This window comes from Nonomuraea sp. NPDC005730 (genome assembly GCF_040630865.1).
Classification (GTDB): Bacteria; Actinomycetota; Actinomycetes; order Streptosporangiales; family Streptosporangiaceae; genus Nonomuraea.
In genome coordinates this window covers 211,142-228,141 of the sequence record NZ_JBEXYK010000005.1, presented here as the reverse complement: position 1 = coordinate 228,141, position 17,000 = coordinate 211,142, and the positions used below count along the sequence as shown (strand labels likewise).

Annotated in this window: 17 protein-coding genes; 4 read left to right on the top strand and 13 right to left on the bottom strand. The window is 70.8% G+C overall.

Annotation, left to right across the window (positions count from 1 at the left end; genetic code table 11):
- Window positions 1-25: 25 nt before the first annotated feature.
- The 6 genes from ABZ444_RS10480 to ABZ444_RS10455 all read right to left on the bottom strand — a co-directional run bounded on the left by ABZ444_RS10480 (window position 26) and on the right by ABZ444_RS10455 (window position 6,523).
- The gene (locus ABZ444_RS10480) at window positions 26-724 is read right to left on the bottom strand and encodes an SRPBCC family protein (RefSeq protein ID WP_357994710.1); all 699 of its coding nucleotides are present in this window, start codon (window positions 722-724) and stop codon (window positions 26-28) included.
- A 76-nt stretch (window positions 725-800) separates the two neighbouring features.
- The gene (locus ABZ444_RS10475; protein ID WP_357994709.1) at window positions 801-1,655 is read right to left on the bottom strand and encodes a xanthine dehydrogenase family protein subunit M; all 855 of its coding nucleotides are present in this window, start codon (window positions 1,653-1,655) and stop codon (window positions 801-803) included.
- Window positions 1,652-3,997 carry a xanthine dehydrogenase family protein molybdopterin-binding subunit gene (locus ABZ444_RS10470; protein ID WP_357994790.1) on the bottom strand — a complete coding sequence of 782 codons (2,346 nt, stop codon included), beginning with the start codon at window positions 3,995-3,997 and terminating at the stop codon, window positions 1,652-1,654. The genes ABZ444_RS10475 and ABZ444_RS10470 overlap by 4 nt, the downstream gene beginning before the upstream one ends.
- 50 nt (window positions 3,998-4,047) lie before the next feature.
- Window positions 4,048-4,530, bottom strand: coding sequence for a (2Fe-2S)-binding protein (locus ABZ444_RS10465; RefSeq protein ID WP_357994708.1), 483 nt, complete (start codon window positions 4,528-4,530; stop codon window positions 4,048-4,050).
- A 72-nt stretch (window positions 4,531-4,602) separates the two neighbouring features.
- Window positions 4,603-4,806, bottom strand: coding sequence for a hypothetical protein (locus ABZ444_RS10460; protein WP_357994707.1), 204 nt, complete (start codon window positions 4,804-4,806; stop codon window positions 4,603-4,605).
- The gene (locus tag ABZ444_RS10455) at window positions 4,796-6,523 is read right to left on the bottom strand and encodes a PspC domain-containing protein (protein WP_357994706.1); all 1,728 of its coding nucleotides are present in this window, start codon (window positions 6,521-6,523) and stop codon (window positions 4,796-4,798) included. Before ABZ444_RS10455 ends, ABZ444_RS10460 begins: the two co-directional genes overlap by 11 nt.
- Before the next feature lie 114 nt (window positions 6,524-6,637).
- Here ABZ444_RS10455 and ABZ444_RS10450 point away from each other — a divergent pair, with 114 nt between their 5' ends.
- The 3 genes from ABZ444_RS10450 to ABZ444_RS10440 all read left to right on the top strand — a co-directional run bounded on the left by ABZ444_RS10450 (window position 6,638) and on the right by ABZ444_RS10440 (window position 9,542).
- Window positions 6,638-7,846 (top strand): PspC domain-containing protein, encoded by a 1,209-nt coding sequence (locus ABZ444_RS10450; RefSeq protein ID WP_357994705.1) that lies wholly within the window; start codon window positions 6,638-6,640, stop codon window positions 7,844-7,846.
- Window positions 7,843-8,475 (top strand): response regulator transcription factor, encoded by a 633-nt coding sequence (locus tag ABZ444_RS10445; RefSeq protein WP_352323887.1) that lies wholly within the window; start codon window positions 7,843-7,845, stop codon window positions 8,473-8,475. Before ABZ444_RS10450 ends, ABZ444_RS10445 begins: the two co-directional genes overlap by 4 nt.
- Window positions 8,476-8,651: 176 nt before the next feature.
- Window positions 8,652-9,542, top strand: a complete 891-nt coding sequence (locus tag ABZ444_RS10440) for a L,D-transpeptidase (RefSeq protein ID WP_357994704.1) — start codon at window positions 8,652-8,654, stop codon at window positions 9,540-9,542.
- A gap of 223 nt (window positions 9,543-9,765) precedes the next feature.
- Here ABZ444_RS10440 and pcrA read toward each other — a convergent pair whose 3' ends face one another.
- On the bottom strand, window positions 9,766-11,991 hold the full coding sequence (gene pcrA, locus ABZ444_RS10435) for a DNA helicase PcrA (protein ID WP_357994789.1): 2,226 nt from the start codon (window positions 11,989-11,991) through the stop codon (window positions 9,766-9,768).
- Between the two features lie 125 nt (window positions 11,992-12,116).
- On the opposite strand from pcrA, the gene ABZ444_RS10430 reads away from it, so the two are divergent.
- Complete coding sequence (locus ABZ444_RS10430) at window positions 12,117-12,836, top strand: PIG-L deacetylase family protein (protein WP_357994703.1); 720 nt, start codon at window positions 12,117-12,119, stop codon at window positions 12,834-12,836.
- A 33-nt stretch (window positions 12,837-12,869) separates the two neighbouring features.
- Here ABZ444_RS10430 and ABZ444_RS10425 read toward each other — a convergent pair whose 3' ends face one another.
- The 6 genes from ABZ444_RS10425 to ABZ444_RS10400 all read right to left on the bottom strand — a co-directional run bounded on the left by ABZ444_RS10425 (window position 12,870) and on the right by ABZ444_RS10400 (window position 16,899).
- The gene (locus ABZ444_RS10425; protein ID WP_357994702.1) at window positions 12,870-13,319 is read right to left on the bottom strand and encodes a PIN domain nuclease; all 450 of its coding nucleotides are present in this window, start codon (window positions 13,317-13,319) and stop codon (window positions 12,870-12,872) included.
- Window positions 13,295-13,495 (bottom strand): type II toxin-antitoxin system VapB family antitoxin, encoded by a 201-nt coding sequence (locus ABZ444_RS10420; protein WP_357994701.1) that lies wholly within the window; start codon window positions 13,493-13,495, stop codon window positions 13,295-13,297. Before ABZ444_RS10420 ends, ABZ444_RS10425 begins: the two co-directional genes overlap by 25 nt.
- 226 nt (window positions 13,496-13,721) lie before the next feature.
- A complete protein-coding gene (locus tag ABZ444_RS10415) occupies window positions 13,722-14,402 on the bottom strand; it encodes a CPBP family intramembrane glutamic endopeptidase (RefSeq protein WP_357994700.1) in 681 nt (226 codons plus the stop codon).
- 128 nt (window positions 14,403-14,530) lie between these two features.
- The gene (locus ABZ444_RS10410; protein ID WP_352323895.1) at window positions 14,531-14,788 is read right to left on the bottom strand and encodes a WhiB family transcriptional regulator; all 258 of its coding nucleotides are present in this window, start codon (window positions 14,786-14,788) and stop codon (window positions 14,531-14,533) included.
- Between the two features lie 66 nt (window positions 14,789-14,854).
- Complete coding sequence (locus ABZ444_RS10405; RefSeq protein ID WP_357994699.1) at window positions 14,855-15,502, bottom strand: neutral zinc metallopeptidase; 648 nt, start codon at window positions 15,500-15,502, stop codon at window positions 14,855-14,857.
- Window positions 15,499-16,899 (bottom strand): glutamate--cysteine ligase, encoded by a 1,401-nt coding sequence (locus ABZ444_RS10400; RefSeq protein WP_357994698.1) that lies wholly within the window; start codon window positions 16,897-16,899, stop codon window positions 15,499-15,501. Before ABZ444_RS10400 ends, ABZ444_RS10405 begins: the two co-directional genes overlap by 4 nt.
- Window positions 16,900-17,000: the final 101 nt, after the last annotated feature.

The following is a 17,000-nucleotide window of genomic DNA, read 5'->3' as shown; positions in this document are numbered from 1 at the left end:
GACTTTATGTGGTTTTTGCTGAAAATCAGCGCATAAGACGACGAATCACCCAGATGAGGACCATGAGCGCCAGGAGGCCGCCCGCGATCGGCGCGAGCCGCTTGAGCAGCGGCTGCCCGGCGATCTCCATCAGGTCGAGCGCCTCCTCGTCGGGCGTGCGCGAGGTCCGCAGCGTGCCCGCCGGCCGCACGTCCGGCTCGGGGACGGGCACCGCGCTCAGGTGCCGCTCTTCCTCCTGCGGCTGCTGCTCCTGGGATGCGACCGGCTCCACCATCGGCTCGGAGAGCAGCTGGGCGAGGTTGCCGGCGAACCTGTCGATCAGCTTGGCCCCGACCTCGGCCATGACCCCGCGCCCGAACTGCGCCGGCCGCCCGGTCACGTTGAACGTCGTCTCCACCGCCACCGACGTGCCCTCCTCGGCCGGCGCCATGCGCGCCCTGACCGTGGCCGAGGCCGTGCCGGAGCCCCTGGCCTCCTTGCCCGACGCCTGGATGGTGAGCGTGTGGGCGTCTTTGTCGACGTCCTCGAACCTGGCCGAGCCCCGGTAGGTGACGGTGATCGGGCCGACCTTGACCTTCATCCGGCCGGTGAACTCGTCGCCCTCGAAGATGTCGAGCGTCGCCCCGGGCAGGCACGGCGCGACCCGTTCGACGTCGAGCAGCACCGCCCACGCCTGCTCGACCGGAACCGGGACAGTGAACTCGTGCTCGAACCGCATCGCCATCGATCCGCTCCTTCCGAGGTTGGTTGCGACACTACGTCGGGGCGGGGGCGCCCCGGAAGAGGCGCCCCCGCCTCACTCAGGGGGTCCCGGCGGCCGCGCGCACTGCCCGATGGGTCAGCACCCGGGCCAGGTGGCGGCGGTAGTCGGGCTGGGCGTGCAGGTCGGCGGGGGGCGAGGTGCCCTCCGCCGCCTCCTCGCACGCCTGCCGCACCCGGTCGCCGAGCTCGACGCCGCGCAACGCGGTCTCGGTCGCGCGGGCGCGCACCGGGGTCGGGCCCATGTTCGTCAGCGCGACCCTGGCCTCGGCGATCGAGCCGTTGGCGCGCCTGACCGCGGCCGCCACGCCGACGATCGCCCACGACTGCGCGGTCCGGTGGAACTTCTCGTAGTGGAAGCCCCAGCCCTCGCCCAGCTTCGGCACCTTCACGCCGACCAGGATCTCCCCGGCGCGCAGAGACGTCTCCAGGTAGTCGACGAAGAACTCGGCGGCCGGGATCTCCCGTTCGCCCTGCGCCGACGCGGCCACGATCACGCCGTCCAGCGCCAGCACCACGGCCGGCAGGTCACCCGCCGGGTCGGCGTGCGCCAGCGAGCCGCCGAACGTGCCCCGGTGCCTGATCGCGGGGTCGGCGACCCTGGCCGTGGCCAGCGCCACCAGCGGGGCGCCGGCGTTCACCACCGGCGACCGCATGACCTCGTCGTGCGTGGCCAGCGCGCCGATGAAGACGTGGTCGCCCCGGTCGTGCACGCCGTTCAGGCCGGGCAGCCGGCCGATGTCCACCAGCCTGGACGGATACGCCAGCCGCAACCGCAACAACGGGAGCAACGACTGCCCGCCGGCCAGCGCCTTGGCGTCCTCGTCGGCGGCGAGCTCCGCGCAGGCCGCCGAGAGCGAGTCGGGACGCACGTAGTCGAACGGTGCGGGGATCATCGCCGCGCTCCTTCCAGCGCTCGCCAGACACGCTCGGGCGTGCACGGCATCCGGATGTCGCCGACGCCGTAGGGCCGCAGCGCGTCCACGATCGCGTTCACCACCGCCGGGGTGGAGGCGATCGTGCCCGCCTCGCCGACGCCCTTGACGCCCAGCGGGTTGCCGGTCGCGGGGGTCTCGGTACGGTCCGTCGTGAACGTCGGCAGGTCCGCCGCCGACGGCAGCAGGTAGTCGGCCATGGTCGCGGTCAGCAGGTTGCCCTCGGTGTCGTAGACGGCCTCCTCGAACAGCGCCTGCGCCACGCCCTGCGCGATGCCGCCGTGCACCTGGCCCTCGACGATCAGCGGGTTGACCACCTTGCCGACGTCGTCCACGGCCACGTACGAGCGGATCCGGGTCATGCCCGTCTCGGTGTCCACCTCCATCGCGCACAGGTGCGTGCCGTGCGGGAAGGAGTAGTTGTCCGGGTCGAACGTGGCGTCGGAGTCCAGTCGCGCCTCCACGCCGTCGGGCAGGTCGTGCGCCTGGAAGGCGGCGTAGGCCAGCTCCTGGATCGTCCGGCCCGACCCGGTGCCGCGCACCTTGAACACGCCGCCGTCGAACTCCAGGTCGTCCGGCGAGCACTCCAGCATGTGGGCGGCCAGCTTCCTGGCCTTCTCCCTGACCTTCTCGCACGCCCGCAGCACGGCCATGCCGCCCACGACCAGCGAGCGCGAGCCGTAGGTGTCCATGCCCTTGTGCGCGACGGCCGTGTCGCCGTGCAGCACGCGCACGTCCTCGAACGGCACGCCCAGCGCGTCGGCCACGATCTGGCTCCACGCCGTCACGTGCCCCTGGCCGTGCGGGGACGTGCCGGTGATGACCTCGACCTTGCCGGTCGGCAGCATGCGCACCGAGCCGTGCTCCCAGCCGCCCGCCCCGAAGTTCGCCGCCCCGAGCAGCCGCGACGGCGCCAGCCCGCACATCTCCGTGTACGTGCTGACCCCGATCCCGAGCTGCACCGGATCGCCCCGGTCACGACGGTCGGCCTGCTCGGCCCGCAGCTTGTCGTAGCCGAACAGCGACAGCGCCCGCTCCGTGGCCGCCTCGTAGTTGCCCGAGTCGTAGGTCAGCCCCGAGATCGTCGTGTAGGGGAACTCCTCGTGCCTGATCCAGTTGCGCCGGCGCACCTCCAGCGGGTCCAGGCCCAGCTCGGCGGCGAGCTCGTCCATCGTCCGCTCGATGCCGAACGTCGCCTCCGGACGGCCCGCGCCGCGGTAGGCGTCCGTGGGCATCTTGGTGGTGAACACGCCCCTGCAGCCGAACTCGTACGCGTCCATCTTGTAGATCGCGTTGAACATGGACGCCCCGAGCAGCGGCACCCCCGGAGTCACCAGCATCAGGTACGCGCCCATGTCGGCCAGCAGGTCGACCTGCAGGCCCCGGATGCGCCCGTCGGCGTCGGCCGCGAGCCGGATGTGCTGGAGCTGGTCGCGGCCGTGGTGCACGGTCAGGTTGCCCTCGGAGCGGGTCTCCGTCCACTTGACCGGCCGGCCCAGGCGGCGCGCCATCAGCAGGCAGAGCACCTCCTCCGCGGTGACCTGCAACTTCGAGCCGAACCCGCCGCCCACGTCGGGGGCGATCACCCGCAGGTCGTGCTCGGGGATGCCGGTCACCACCGCGAGCATGACGCGCAGGATGTGCGGGATCTGGGTGGAGGTCCACATCGTGAACGAGTCGCCGTCGGTGTCCACCAGCACCGCCCGCGGCTCCATGGCCGTCGGGATGAGCCGCTGCTGCACGTACGTCCGGTCGACGACGACGGCGGCGCCCTCGAACGCCGCGTCGACGTCACCAGAGGTGATCTTCATGGAGAACGCCTGGTTGCCCGCCTCGTGCACCTTCGGGCTGTCCGGCGACAGCGCCTCGGTCATGTCGAGCACCGCGGGCAGCGGCTCGTAGTCGACCTCGATGGCCTCCAGCGCGTCGGCCGCCCGGTACCGGTCGGTCGCGACCACGCAGGCCACGGCCTCGCCGACGTACCGGACCTCCGAGGTGGCCATCGGCGGGTGGTCGGGGATGACGACGTCGTCGGTCACCGGCCACGCGCACGGCAGGCTGCCCTGCTCGGCGGCGAAGTCCTGGCCGCTGAACGCGGCCACCACGCCGGGCAGGCCGCGGGCCGCCGACACGTCCACCCGGGTGATCCGGGCGTGCGCCATCGGGCTGCGCAGGAACATCACGTGCAGCGTGCCGGGCCTGGAGAGGTTGTCCGTCCAGCGCGTACGCCCCGTCAGCAGCCTGGCGTCCTCCTTGCGCCGGCGCGGCCGGCCCACCTCGTGCACGCCGGCCGGCTCGTTGATCTGGCCGCTGTCGGCGATCTGCCCGGCGACGGCCTCGGGGCTCAGCTCGCTCACTGCGTCCTCACCGCCTGCCCCATCTCCTGCGCGCCGCGCTTCACCGCGCACACGATGTTGCAGTAGCCCGTGCAGCGGCACAGGTTGCCCTCCAGCCCGTGCCTGATCGACTCCTCCGACGGCTCCGGGTCCTCCCGGACCAGGTCGATCGCGGCCATGACCATGCCGGGGGTGCAGTAGCCGCACTGCAACGCGTGCTCTTCGTGGAAGGCCCGCTGCATCGGGTGCATCGACCCGTTCGCGCCCAGGCCCTCGACGGTGACGACGTCGCCGCCGTCGGCCTGCACGGCGAGCACGGAGCAGCTCTTCACGCTCTTGCCGTCGAGCAGCACCGTGCACGCGCCGCAGTTGCTGGTGTCGCAGCCGACCGGGGTGCCGGTCCTGCCGAGCCGCTCACGTAGTAGATGGACGAGGAGGAGCCGCGGCTCGACGTCCTCCTCGTACTTGATCCCGTCGACGGTGACGGTGATTCGGGGCATACGTCCTCCCTCAGGAGCAGGGGGAAAGGCGGACACACCCGAAACTACGCCGGTGTTTTTCCCGGTCAAGGGTTACTTGCCGCGGACCACCCGCGCGATGATCGCCACCACCCCCGCGAAGGCCAGCCCCACCACGGTCAGCCCGACCAGGACCAGCGCGTCCCTGAGCTCGCGGGTCACGACGAGGATGCCGAGCACCACGAACAACGTGCCGCTCAGCAGGGCCATCCAGTCGGTCCTGTGCAGGCGCCGGACCCGCTCGACGTCACGCGCCACGCCGCACCTCCATGTCGCCGAGGCCGCCCCGCAGGTTCAGCACGATCGTGAACTCCTCGTCCGCGGACCTGACCTCGGGCTCCAGCACCTTGTCGAACTTGACGTCCACGCCACCCCTGATCGACTGGTCGACCTTGATGTCGCCGACCTTGTTCATCGCGTGCACCTCGACCCTGGCCGTCGGCGGCACGATCACCGTCAGCTCGCCCACGGAGACCCGGGCGTCGAACGTCAGGCTCGTCCCCGGCAGCGCCTTCAGCTCCGTCAGGTCCAGCCGGCCGTCGCCGACGCCCACGTCGTAGACCTTGCCCGCTTCCGAGGGCTTGGTCAGGTACCAGGTGGAGTCGCCGACGTTGCGCGGCAGGCCGCCCAGCATCAGCCCCACGCCGATGAGCAGCGCGACCGTGGTGCCCGCCGCGACGAGGCCGGCGCCGCGGCCCCACCAGGCGGCGAGGAGCAGCCCGGCGCCGATGGTGATGAGCACGGCGCCGCCGACGATGGTCGGGCTGACGCCCGCGGCCGACCTGGCCTGGACCGCCACGACGATCCCTCCCACTATGATCGCGAGCAAGATGGTGATGACCCCGATGAACGACTTGGGGCGTCGTTTCCGGGGGGCCGGGGTGGCGGCCGGACGGCCGTACAGGGCGGGGTCGTAGGGCGACTGGCCGGACCGCCTGGCCGGGTCGAGCGGGCGGTAGGGCCCCTTCGGGGCGAAGGGCTCGCCGTAGCCGCTGTAGTCGATCGCGGTCCTGGGCTGGGGGCGGTAGGCGGACGGCTCCTGCCGCGACGCCGCCTGAGCCTGCGGCCGCGGCTGCTGGGCCTCGACCCGCGTCTTCGGGGCCGCCGCGTCGGGGGTCTCCGCGTCGGGGGTCTCGGTGCCGGGGGTCTGCGCCTGGCGGGTCGCGTCGCGGGGGAGCTGGTGCTCCGCCGTCGCGGCGCCGGCGGCCTCCATCGCCTGTGCGGCCTCGATCTTCGACATCTCGGCCTTGCCGGCCTCCGCCTGCCCCGCTTCGGGGGGCTCGGGCCGGTCCGTACGCGGCGTCTCGGCCTGCCGGCCGGCCGACATCGCCCGCAGCCGCGCGGCCACGGCCTCGGCGTGGGCGGCGGCCGTCGTCCTGGGAGCCGGGGCCGGCGCGGGGGACTCGGGGTGCGCCGTCGCGGTCTCGCCGAGGCCGGACCAGCCGGGTTCGGCGGGACGTACCGGAGGGGTGGACGCGGGCGGCGCGTAGGACGGCGCCGGCGGCTCCGCGTCGGGGGAGCGCCGGCGACCGAGCCGCTCGGGCATCGAGCGGGCCAGGCCCAGCAGGTCGACGCCTCTGGAGTGGGCCGCGAGCAGCGAGACGGCCAGCAGCACGCCGACCACCAGCGTGCCGGTGTCGAGCCAGACGGTCGCGAGGTTGAGCGCGAGACCGAACCCGAGCACCGCGGTCAGCAGCGCCATCACGGCCTCGGCGTCGAAGTCGCGGCGGGTCCACTGCTCGATGATCCCCGGCCCGCCGTTGGGCTCCTTCATCAGCAGGAACGCCGCGATGTACAGGAAGATCCCGATGCCAGAGCCGAGCAGGAGCACGGCGAACGCCGCGCGGAACACCACGGGGTCGATGCCGGTGTGCCGCCCGAGACCGGCGCAGACACCCATGAGGAAGCGCCCCTCGCTGCTGCGGCGCAGCTCCCGGGGCGGGGCGGCGGGTTGCCTGGGCGGAACTTCTGTCATGCAACCATCGTGACCCTTCGGGCGGGGTGCTCGCATCCGGGAGACCCCTGACCCGACCCTGGGGGTTGTTCCCTGATGCTGGAAGTGCCCGCGACATGTGACGATGGCGATGTTATGGCAGACCAGAAGACACTTGCCGAGCCCACCGGCGATCGACCCTATCGCCGGATGCTCCGCCCCATGGATGGCCGCCTGCTGGGCGGCGTGGCCCAGGGGCTGGCGGCGCAGCTCTCCCTCGATCCCGTCGTGATCAGGCTGATGTTCGTGCTGCTCAGCGTCGTGGACGGGGTCGGCGTGGTGGCGTACGCCGTGCTGTGGATGATCACCCCGCGCGAGCCGTACGAGGGCCCGCCGCCGCAGCGCGACTGGAGTCAGCTCGCCGCGTTCAGCGCGATCGGCGTGGCGCTGGCCGCGTTCGGCTGGCTGACCGGGGCCTCGAAGGGTGGCATCGGCATGTTGCCGTTCGCCGTCGGCGGCATCGGCGCGCTCATCCTGTGGCAGCAGGCCGACCCGGAACGCCGCAAGAACTGGGTAAGCGGCGCCACCAAGAGCATCCGGACCAACCGGGTGCGCACCCTGCTCGGCGTGACGCTGGTCGTCATCGGCGCGGTCGGCTTCCTGTACGCGCAGGGCCGGCTGGCCGAGGCCAAACCCGGCCTGATGTTCACCGTCGTCGTGGTCGGCGGCATCGCGGTCATCGCCGCGCCCTGGCTGGCCGGTCTGTGGAAGGAGCTGCAGCTCGAACGGCGCGAGCGCATCCGGCAGGAGGAACGCGCCGAGGTGGCCGCCATGGTGCACGACTCGGTGCTGCACACGCTCACCATCATCCAGCGCGTCGCGCACGACCCCCGCGAGGTCACCAGGCTGGCCCGCGCCCAGGAACGCGAGCTGCGCAACTGGCTCTACCAGCCCGCCCAGGACGCCGACGCCACCGTGGCCGCCGCCGTACGCCGGATCGCGGCCGAGGAGGAGGACTCCCACGGCGTGCCCATCGAGGTCGTCTGCGTCGGCGACATCGACCTCGACCCGCAGGGCAAGCTGGCGGCGATGCTCAAGGCGTCCAGGCAGGCGATGGTCAACGCGGCCAAATATTCTGAGAGTCCGGCCATCTCCGTCTACGCGGAGGTGGAGGGCTTGGAGGTGACCATCTTCGTGAAGGACCGCGGCAAGGGCTTCGACCTTGAGGCGGTGCCCCTCGACAGAATGGGCATCAGGGAGTCCATCATCGGGAGAATGGAACGTCACGGCGGCACGGCCAGGGTCCGCACCGAGCCCGGCGAGGGCACGGAAGTGATGCTGACGATGAAGGTGGACAAGCAATGACACGCGTGTTGATCGTCGACGACCACCGGCTGTTCAGATCCGGCGTACGCGCGGAGCTGGGCGACTCGATCGAGGTCGTGGGCGAGGCGGAGGACGTCGAGACGGCGGTCAAGGCCATCGCCGAGCACCAGCCCGACGTGGTCCTGCTCGATGTGCACATGCCCGGCGGCGGCGGCCAGGAGGTGCTGCGCCGCGTCCTCAGCACGGGCTCGCAGGTCCGCTTCCTCGCGCTGTCGGTCTCCGACGCCGCCGAGGACGTCATCGGCGTCATCAGGGGCGGCGCCCGCGGCTACGTCACCAAGAACATCAGCGGCAAGGAGCTCACCGACGCCATCCGCCGGGTGGCCGACGGCGACGCGGTCTTCTCGCCGCGGCTGGCCGGGTTCGTCCTCGACGCCTTCGCCTCCTCCGAGGCGCCCTCGATCGACCCCGAGCTCGACTCGCTGACCCAGCGCGAGCGCGAGGTGCTGCGCCTGATCGCCCGCGGCTACGCGTACAAGGAGATCGCCAAGGAGCTGTTCATCTCGGTCAAGACCGTGGAGACGCACGTGTCGTCCGTGTTGCGCAAGCTCCAGCTCTCCAACCGGCACGAGCTGTCCCGCTGGGCCACCGCGCGCCGCCTGGTCTGACCCTGCTTTCTGGACCGTTACAAGGTCGTTACGGCGATCCGTAGACGAATCAGGCGTCTCAGTAGTCACACATGGAAGGAGAAGCACATAATCCAGGAGTAACCCCCTTGAATCGCGTCCCCCGGTTGCTTGCCATGGTCGCACTGGTCTCGGCTGCGGCCTGTTCGGCAGAAGGCGTGCCAGCCTCGCAGGCCCCGGCGGTCCGGACGACCGCCTCCGTGGGCCTCGCCGCGGCTGCCCACGTCGCGGCTCCGGCCAAGAAGGTCAAGCTCGACATCGCCGACATCACGCCCATGGCGGAGACGTCGGAGAAAGTCGGCGTCGGTTTCCCGATCATCGTCACGTTCGACCGGGACGTGAAGGACAAGGCCGCCGTGGAGGCGCTGCTGGAGGTCCAGGCCGACAAACCGGTCGAGGGCGCCTGGCGCTGGGTGTCGGCCCGCAAGGTCATCTACCGGACGAAGACGTACTGGAAGCCGCACCAGAAGGTGCTGTTCACCGCGCGCCTCAGCCAGCTCCCCGGCAACAAGGCCGAGGACGTCACCCGCCGCTTCGCCGTCGGCAACGCGAACATCTCGGTCGTCGACACCCGCAGGCACCAGATGAAGGTCTACCGGGACGGCAAGATCGCCAAGAAGATCGCGATCAGCGCCGGCCGGGGCGGCCTCATGCGCAACGGCGTGGACGTCTACCTCACCACCAGCGGCGTGCACCTCACCATGGGCAAGAAGGCCGTCGAGACGATGACGTCGTCCTGGATGGGGGTGACCGACCCGAAGGACCCGCGCTACTACAAGGAGGAGATCCCTTGGGCGGTGCGCATCTCCGACAGCGGCGAGTACGTCCACCAGAGCGCCGGCTACTACCAGTACCTCGGCCGCTCCAACCAGAGCCACGGCTGCGTGCGCGCCACTCCGCAGGGCTCCAAGTGGTTCTACGGCATCGCCCAGCGCGGTGACGTCGTCAAGATCACCGGGACCAAGCGCAAGCTCGACTGGCGCAACGGCTGGAGCTACTGGCAGCTCAACTGGACCCAGTGGAAGCAGGGCAGCGCCCTCAAGCCCTGACCCCGCAACCGCCCGGCAGGGCCGCCACCCAGGCGCCCTGCCCTCGCCCGACCCTCACCGTCGAGGGCCCTGCGCCTCAGGGCCCCGACCTGTGTCAGAGGCCCTGCCGGCTCAGAGCTCCTCACCTGGCATCGGGAGCTGGGCGACGTAGAGCCACGATCCGCCCGCTTTCGTCAGGCGCCCGTCCTCCGGTGAGGGACGGGCGCCCGTTGGCCCCCTGGGGTCAGAGCTTCTCCAGGGGGGCGTACGCCAGCAGCAGCGTCTTCTCCCCGTCGGCGCCGAAGTCGATCTTGACCTTGGTCTTCTCCGCCACCCCGTCCACGGCCACCACCGTGCCGAGGCCCCACTTGTCGTGCGTCACCCGATCGCCGGGCGTCAGCGACAGGACCTGCCGCGATCCGCCGCCGCTCCTGGGCGCCGGCCGCGCAGCCGGCTCCCGCCGCGTCGCCGCGCTCCAGGCCGACTTCTCCGGATCGGTACGCCAGTCGACGAGCTGCCCCGGCACCTCGTTGACGAACCGCGAGGCCGGGTTGAACGACGGCGACCCCCACGAGCTGCGCACCGCCGCCCGCGTGAGGTAGAGCCGCTTCTGCGCCCGGGTGATGCCGACGTAGGCCAGCCGCCGCTCCTCCTCCAGCTCCTTCGGCTCGCCCAGCGACCGGACGTGCGGGAACACGCCGTCCTCCATCGCGGTCAGGAAGACGACCGGGAACTCCAGCCCCTTGGCCGTGTGCAGCGTCATCAGCGTGACGACCCCCTGCCCGCCGTCGGCGTCGGGGATCTGGTCGGCGTCGGCGACCAGCGACACCTGCTCCAGGAACTCCACCAGCGTGCCCTCGGGGTTGGCCTCCTCGAACTCCGAGGCCACCGAGATCAGCTCGTTGAGGTTCTCCAGGCGGGACTCGTCCTGGGGGTCTTCGGAGGCCTCAAGCTCGGCGCGGTAGCCGGTGGCCACCAGGATCTCCTCGGCCAGCGTCGACGGCGGCACGCCCTCGGCCTTGGCGATCAGCTCCTCGAGCATCGCCACGAACTCGCGCACCGCGTTGAGCGAGCGCGTCGCCATGCCGTACGCCTCGTCGGCCCGGCGCAGCGCGTCCCAGAACGAGATGCGCTCGCGCGAGGACAGCGCCTCGATCATGGCCTCGGCCCGCTCGCCGATGCCGCGCTTGGGCACGTTGAGAATGCGCCGCATCGACACGACGTCGGCCGGGTTGGCCAGCACCCGCAGGTAGGCCAGCAGGTCTTTGACCTCCTTGCGCTCGTAGAAGCGCACGCCCCCGACCACCTTGTACGGCAGCCCGGTGCGGATGAAGATCTCCTCGAACACACGGGAGGCGGCGTTGGTCCGGTAGAACACCGCGACCTCGCTCGGCTTGACGCCGTCCTCGTCGCTGAGCCGGTCGACCTCCTGGGCCACGAACATGGCCTCGTCGTGCTCGTTGTCGGCGACGTAGCCCACGATCTTGGGGCCGTCGCCCTGGTCGGACCAGAGGTTCTTCGGCTTGCGGCCCTCGTTGCGCGCGATCACCGCGTTGGCCGCGGCCAGGATGTTCTGGGTGGAGCGGTAGTTCTGCTCCAGCAGGATCGTGCGGGCGTCGGGGTAGTCGCGCTCGAACTCCAGGATGTTGCGGATCGTCGCGCCGCGGAAGGCGTAGATCGACTGGTCGGCGTCGCCCACCACGCACAGCTCGGACATGTCGGCGCCCGGACGCACGACGTCGCCGTCGGCGGTACGCAGCTCGGGATGGCCCACCAGCTCGCGGATCAGGATGTACTGGGCGTGGTTGGTGTCCTGGTACTCGTCGACCAGCACGTGCCTGAACCGCATCCGGTAGTGCTCGGCCACCTCGGGGAAGAGCTGGAACAACGTCACCGTGTTCATGATGATGTCGTCGAAGTCCATCGCGCCGGCCTCGGTCAGCTTGAGCTGATAGGCCTTGTACGCCTGCGCGAGCGTCTTCTCCAGGTGCGAGCCCGCCTTGTCGAGCGCGGTCTCGTAGTCGACCAGCTCGTTCTTGAAGTTGCTGACCTGCGCCGAGAACGAACGCGGCGGGTAGCGCTTCGGGTCGAGCTCCATCTCCCTGCAGACCATCGCCATCAGCCGCTGCGAGTCGGCCTGGTCGTAGATCGAGAAGCTCGACGGGAAGCCCAGCCGCTTGGCCTCGCGCCGCAGGATGCGCATGCAGGCGCTGTGGAACGTCATCACCCACATCGCCTTGGAACGCGGCCCGACGAGCTTGTCGATGCGCTCCTTCATCTCGCGGGCGGCCTTGTTGGTGAAGGTGATGGCCAGGATCTCGCCCGGATGGGCGTTGCGCTCGGCCAGCAGGTAGGCGATGCGGTGGGTGAGCACCCGCGTCTTCCCCGACCCCGCCCCCGCCACGATGAGCAGGGGGCTGCCATGATGGATCACGGCCTCGCGCTGCTGGGGGTTGAGGCCGTCGAGCAAGGGGTGGTCAACAGAGACTTGGGTCGGCACCCACCTAGGTTAAGACGCGCCACCGACAAACGGCGCCCGGAATGCCTCCGACGGGGTGCCGGTTGTCCTCCGTACAGGGTCCAGGAAGGGAAGCCATGCTGCCGGAAGCCGAGATCAACCGGGTACTTGTCGTGACCGCGCATCCCGACGACGTCGACTTCGCGGCGGCGGGAAGCGTGGCGCTGTTCGTGGAGCGGGGGGTGGAGGTCACGTACCTCCTCGTCACCGACGGTGACGCCGGCGGCAACGAGCGCACCCTGGACAACTCCGGCATGGCCGAGCTTCGCAGGACCGAGCAGCTCGCCGCGGCCAAGGCCGTCGGCGTGACGGACGTGCGCTTCCTCGGCTACTCCGACGGCCGGGTGGTGCCCTCGCTCGACCTCCGGCGCGACGTCGCCCGGGTGATCCGCCAGGTACGCCCCGACCTGGTCATCACCCACCACCCCGACCGCAACTACCAGTTCGTCGCCCCCAGCCACCCCGACCACCGGGCCGTGGGCGGGGCCGCGCTCGACGCGGTCTACCCCGACGCCCGCAACCCCTACGCCTTCCCCGAGCTGCTGCGCGACGAGGGCCTGGAGGCGTGGACGGTCAGGGAGGTCTGGCTGAACGGCGGCCCCACCCCCAACCACTGGGTGGACGTCACCGCGGTCATGGACCGCAAGCTCGCGGCCTTGCAGTCGCACGTCAGCCAGGTCGCCCACGTCGAGGGCTTCACCGACTTCGTCCGTGGCCGATTCGCCGCCTGGGCCGAGCAGGCCGGCTTCGGCGAGGGCCACTACGCGGAGGGCTTCCAGGTCGTGCCCACGGCCTGACCACGGCCTGACCCCGCCCTCTCCGCCCCTGGCTCAGGGGATCGAGCCGGGCGGCACCACCCAGAGCGCGGGCTGCCCGGTCACCTCGGAGATGACGTCGAAGTACCGGTCGTAGTGCAGGATCGTCGCCTGATGCAGCTCGGCACAGGCGGCGATCAGCAGGTCGCCCGGCCCGGCCGCCCGGGTGTGCGACCTTCCGGCGAGCATCGCCTGCACCTCCAGGGCCCTTGGTCCGACCTCCTTGTGCGTGATGGACAGGAGGCGGAAGCCCTCCCGCAGGTAGCGGGCGTCCCGCTGGTGGCCTTTGAGGTCACGGGCGCTGTAGAGCACCTCCAGTTGCGTGACCTCGCAGACGGCGAGGGTCCTGTCGAGCATGAGCGGTTCGAGGGCCCGCTGGACCGCTGGATGCGGCATGCGGGCCAGAGCGCTCTTGTCGATCAGGTAGACCACTCCGGTGGTCACCACGCATGCTTCATGATCCATGGATCCAGAAGATGCGTATTGTCCCGGGTGCGCCAGTATTTGAAGGCTTCGCGGCGTTTGGCCCTTTCTGCGACCTCCGACAGGGCCGCGTTCACCGTCTCCTTCACGGTCGATGTCCCCAACTCGCGTTGGGCCAGCTCCAGAAGACCTGTGTCGACGTCGATCACCGTACGCATGCAACACCACCTCCGTACCTCCGGGGGATATCAGAAATAGTGATCTTGAGATGTGCCCTTCCCGGAGTGGTGCGCCTGCGGGGAGGGTGTGGCCGAGACGTTAGAGCATCGGGTCGCGCATGTTGTGGACCGTTCCAATGTCGGTGAAGGATCCTCATCTTCCGAGGTGGAAATCTCATCCCGGCCCGGGGAGAACTCTCACCCCGGCGTCGCCGGTGGGGCGATTTCAGCGCTTCGCCGAGAGCCTCGCGAAGAGGTAGCCGAGCGAGTTGGTCGCCAGGTGCAGCATCGACGGCGCCAGCAGCCCGCCGCGGCGCCGGAGCTCGCAGAAGAGCACCCCGGCCGCCGCCGTGGACACCACGCTGCCCGCCACCACCCGCGCGACGTCGAGATGGGCGGGGGACTCGCCCGCGGTCAGCGCGCCGAGAGCCGGGTTCGCGCGGGCCATGTCGATCGCCGGGAGGATGTGCCAGAGGCCGAACAGCGCCGAGGAGACCGCCGTGGCGGCGGCCGCGCCGTGCCGGCGGGCCAGCATGCCGTGCAGCGCGCCGCGGAACCCGACCTCCTCCAGCAGGACCGTGCCCAGGGGGACCTGGAGCAGGGCCTCCTCCAGGGCGCGGGCGCGCGAGAGCGACAGGGCGCGCTCGTCGTGGAAGAGCGGCCTGGTGCGGGGCACGGCGATGCCCACGGTGTAGACGGCGGCCACCGCCGTCGCCAGCGCGCCGCCGACGGCCGCTCCGCGGGACGCCTTCTCGAACCCGAGCTCACGCCACGACACCCCGTGCCGGCGGGCCATGGCCACGAGCGCGGCGGTGGCGGCGGCGGACGTCAGGGGGGCGAGTCTGGGGGCGATCTTGTTGTTGAGGACGTTGGCGACGGTGAGGACGGCGATCGAGCGCAACAGCACCCTTGCAGGCTACGTCGCACCGCGACACGACGGCGTCACACCATCCGGCGGGGGACGGCGTCAGCGGGCAACGGGGTGTCACCTGATCCGGCGGGGACGGGGTCGATGGAGGGTGGGCCGGTGGTGGGTCAGGAGGCGGCGGAGTTGCGCCAGCCTGCGGGGAAGCGGGTGCGGCGGCGTTCCTGCGGCGTGAGGCCGCCCCAGATGCCCTCCGTCTCGCCCTCGCGTAAGGCGTAGGAGCGGCACTCGTCGATGACCGGGCAGCGGGCGCAGACCGCCTTCGCGCGGGCCTCCTGCAACGGTGAGGGCGCGAGCGGGAAGAAGAGGTCAGGGTCGCTGGACCTGCACGCGCCTCTGCGCAGCCAGCCGATCTCCTCCAGTGGCATGCCTCCACCGTAGAGGCAGGTCATGATCAGACACATCATCCTCTGGGCTGACCCGCGTGTACATCCTCAGCAGGCGCCCACGCCGTCCTGGTAGCCGTCGGCGAAGGAGGTCTGGCGTTGCTCGGCGGTGCCGTGGGCGGCGGGGTTCAGCCAGTCGTCCGTGGGGTCGCCGGCGGCCTCCAGGCTGGTCATGAGCTCGTCCTCGTCACCGGACTGGGCGCGCAGGGATCCTGAGCCGACCAGGGCCGACAGGGTCCCGCCGGCGTAGCAGTCGGCCTGCAGCTCGGCCTGCACGTTGAGCTCGAAACCGGTCCTGAGCTGGGCCTGGACGGCGTGCCCGAACTCGTGGGGGATGATCACGTACACCGAGCCGTCGCCCATGTCGTTCCACAGGGACTCCATCCAGGCCTGGTCATAGGCGATGAAGTGGCCCTCGGGGCAATAGAAGGCGTTGTTCGGCACGGACGGCTCGCCCCCGCAGGAAGGACCCGAACTCCCGGAGTAAGGGATGAAGTCCGCGATAGGCCGATAAGTCATCCCCTGCTGGTCGAAGAACTCCGTCCAGAACGACTCGGTGAGCGTGCGCGCGGCCCGGATGTCGTCCTCGAACGTGTCGGCCCCCTGCACGTCCCTGGACGCGGGCCGGGTGAGGCCGCAGCCGGCGAGCAGCAGGACGAGGGCCAGGACGAGAAGGCGGGGTCGCACGAGGTTCACACGTCCCAAGTGTGCACCGGATCGTTGCCGTGCATGCGGTCGATGTAGTCCAACGTCATGGCGCGTAACGCCTCGTGGCGGTCGCCGCCCTGCGCGCGCACCCGTTCGACCTGCCACGTCGCGCCCGTGCGGCCGGTCAGGCAGCGTCCCTCGATGATGCCGAGCAGCCGGTCGGCGACCGGCGTGTGCACCCCCCACGCGGCCAGGCCCTCGCGCGCCATGGGCAGCAGCCGGCGCAGGATCAGCTCGGCCGCCGGCACCTCGCCCAGCCCCGGCCAGTACAGCCGGGCGTCCAGGCCGTGCCGGGCCGCGGCGGCGAGGTTGTCCTCGGCGGTGCGGAAGGACATCTGGCTCCAGATCGGCCGCTCGGCCGACGGGAGCACGCGCATCAGGCCGTAGTAGAACGCGGCGTTCGCGGCGATGTCGGCCACCGTGGGCCCGGCGGGCAGGACGCGGTTCTCCACGCGCAGGTGCGGCACGCCGTCCACGACCGCGTAGACGGGCCGGTTCCAGCGGTAGATGGTGCCGTTGTGCAGGGTCAGCTCGTGCAGCTGGGGGATGCGTCCCTGGTCCAGCTCGGCCCGCGGGTCCTCCTCCTCGCACAAGGGGAGCAGCGCCGGGTAGTAGCTGACGTTCTCCTCGAACAGGTCGAAGACGCTGGTGATCCAGCGTTCCCCGAACCACACCCGCGGCCGCACGCCCTGCGTCTTCAGCTCGGCCGGACGGGTGTCGGTGGCCTGCTCGAACAGGGCGATCCTGGTCTCGCGGTGCAGCTCCTTGCCGAACAGGTAGGGGGAGTTGGCCGCGACGGCGACCTGGGGGCCCGCGATGACCTGGGCGGCGTTCCAGTGCGGCGCGAACGCCTCCGGGCTGACCTGGAGGTGGAGCTGGACGCTGGTGCACGCGGCCTCGGGCGCGACGCTGTCGGCGTGGGTGTCGAGGCGTTCCACGCCCTCGATGCACAGGTGCAGGTCCTCGCCGCGGGCGGCGAAGATCTGCTCGTTGAGCAGGCGGTAGCGGGGGTTGGCCGACAGGGTGCCCTCGCTGATGTCCAGTTCGCGCAGCGTGGGCAGGATGCCGACCAGCACCAGGTGCCCGTCCTGGGAGCGGGCGCGCTCCTCGGCGTGGTTGAGCCGCCTTCGTACGTCCGCCTCCAGGTGGAGCGGGCCGTCGCCGGTCAGCTCCCGGGGCTCGACGTTGATCTCGATGTTGAACTGGCCCAGCTCGGTGGCCCAGTCCGGCTGCTCGATCGCGGCCAGCACCTGGGCGTTGCGCATGGCGGCCTCGCCACGGGCGTCCACGATGTTGAGCTCGATCTCCAGGCCGGCGCGGGGGCGTTCGAACTCGAAGCGGGACTCGCGCAACATCTGGGCGAAGACGTCGAGACATCGACGCACCTTTTCCCGATATTTCCGGCGATCGTCCCGGCTGAACACGACGACTGGTACGTCCCTGCCCATACCAGGAAATGTCGCACGGCTGGGCCGACATGACCAGC

Excerpts from the sequence above, each read along its gene's own strand:
- ABZ444_RS10420 (WP_357994701.1), bottom strand. The coding sequence starts at position 13,495 with ATGCGTACGGTGATCGACGTCGACACAGGTCTTCTGGAGCTGGCCCAA.
- ABZ444_RS10465 (WP_357994708.1), bottom strand. The coding sequence starts at position 4,530 with ATGCCCCGAATCACCGTCACCGTCGACGGGATCAAGTACGAGGAGGAC.
- ABZ444_RS10450 (WP_357994705.1), top strand. The coding sequence starts at position 6,638 with ATGGCAGACCAGAAGACACTTGCCGAGCCCACCGGCGATCGACCCTAT.
- ABZ444_RS10430 (WP_357994703.1), top strand. The coding sequence starts at position 12,117 with ATGCTGCCGGAAGCCGAGATCAACCGGGTACTTGTCGTGACCGCGCAT.
- ABZ444_RS10425 (WP_357994702.1), bottom strand. The coding sequence starts at position 13,319 with ATGGATCATGAAGCATGCGTGGTGACCACCGGAGTGGTCTACCTGATC.
- ABZ444_RS10445 (WP_352323887.1), top strand. The coding sequence starts at position 7,843 with ATGACACGCGTGTTGATCGTCGACGACCACCGGCTGTTCAGATCCGGC.
- ABZ444_RS10410 (WP_352323895.1), bottom strand. The coding sequence starts at position 14,788 with ATGCCACTGGAGGAGATCGGCTGGCTGCGCAGAGGCGCGTGCAGGTCC.
- ABZ444_RS10455 (WP_357994706.1), bottom strand. The coding sequence starts at position 6,523 with ATGACAGAAGTTCCGCCCAGGCAACCCGCCGCCCCGCCCCGGGAGCTG.
- ABZ444_RS10480 (WP_357994710.1), bottom strand. The coding sequence starts at position 724 with ATGGCGATGCGGTTCGAGCACGAGTTCACTGTCCCGGTTCCGGTCGAG.
- ABZ444_RS10475 (WP_357994709.1), bottom strand. The coding sequence starts at position 1,655 with ATGATCCCCGCACCGTTCGACTACGTGCGTCCCGACTCGCTCTCGGCG.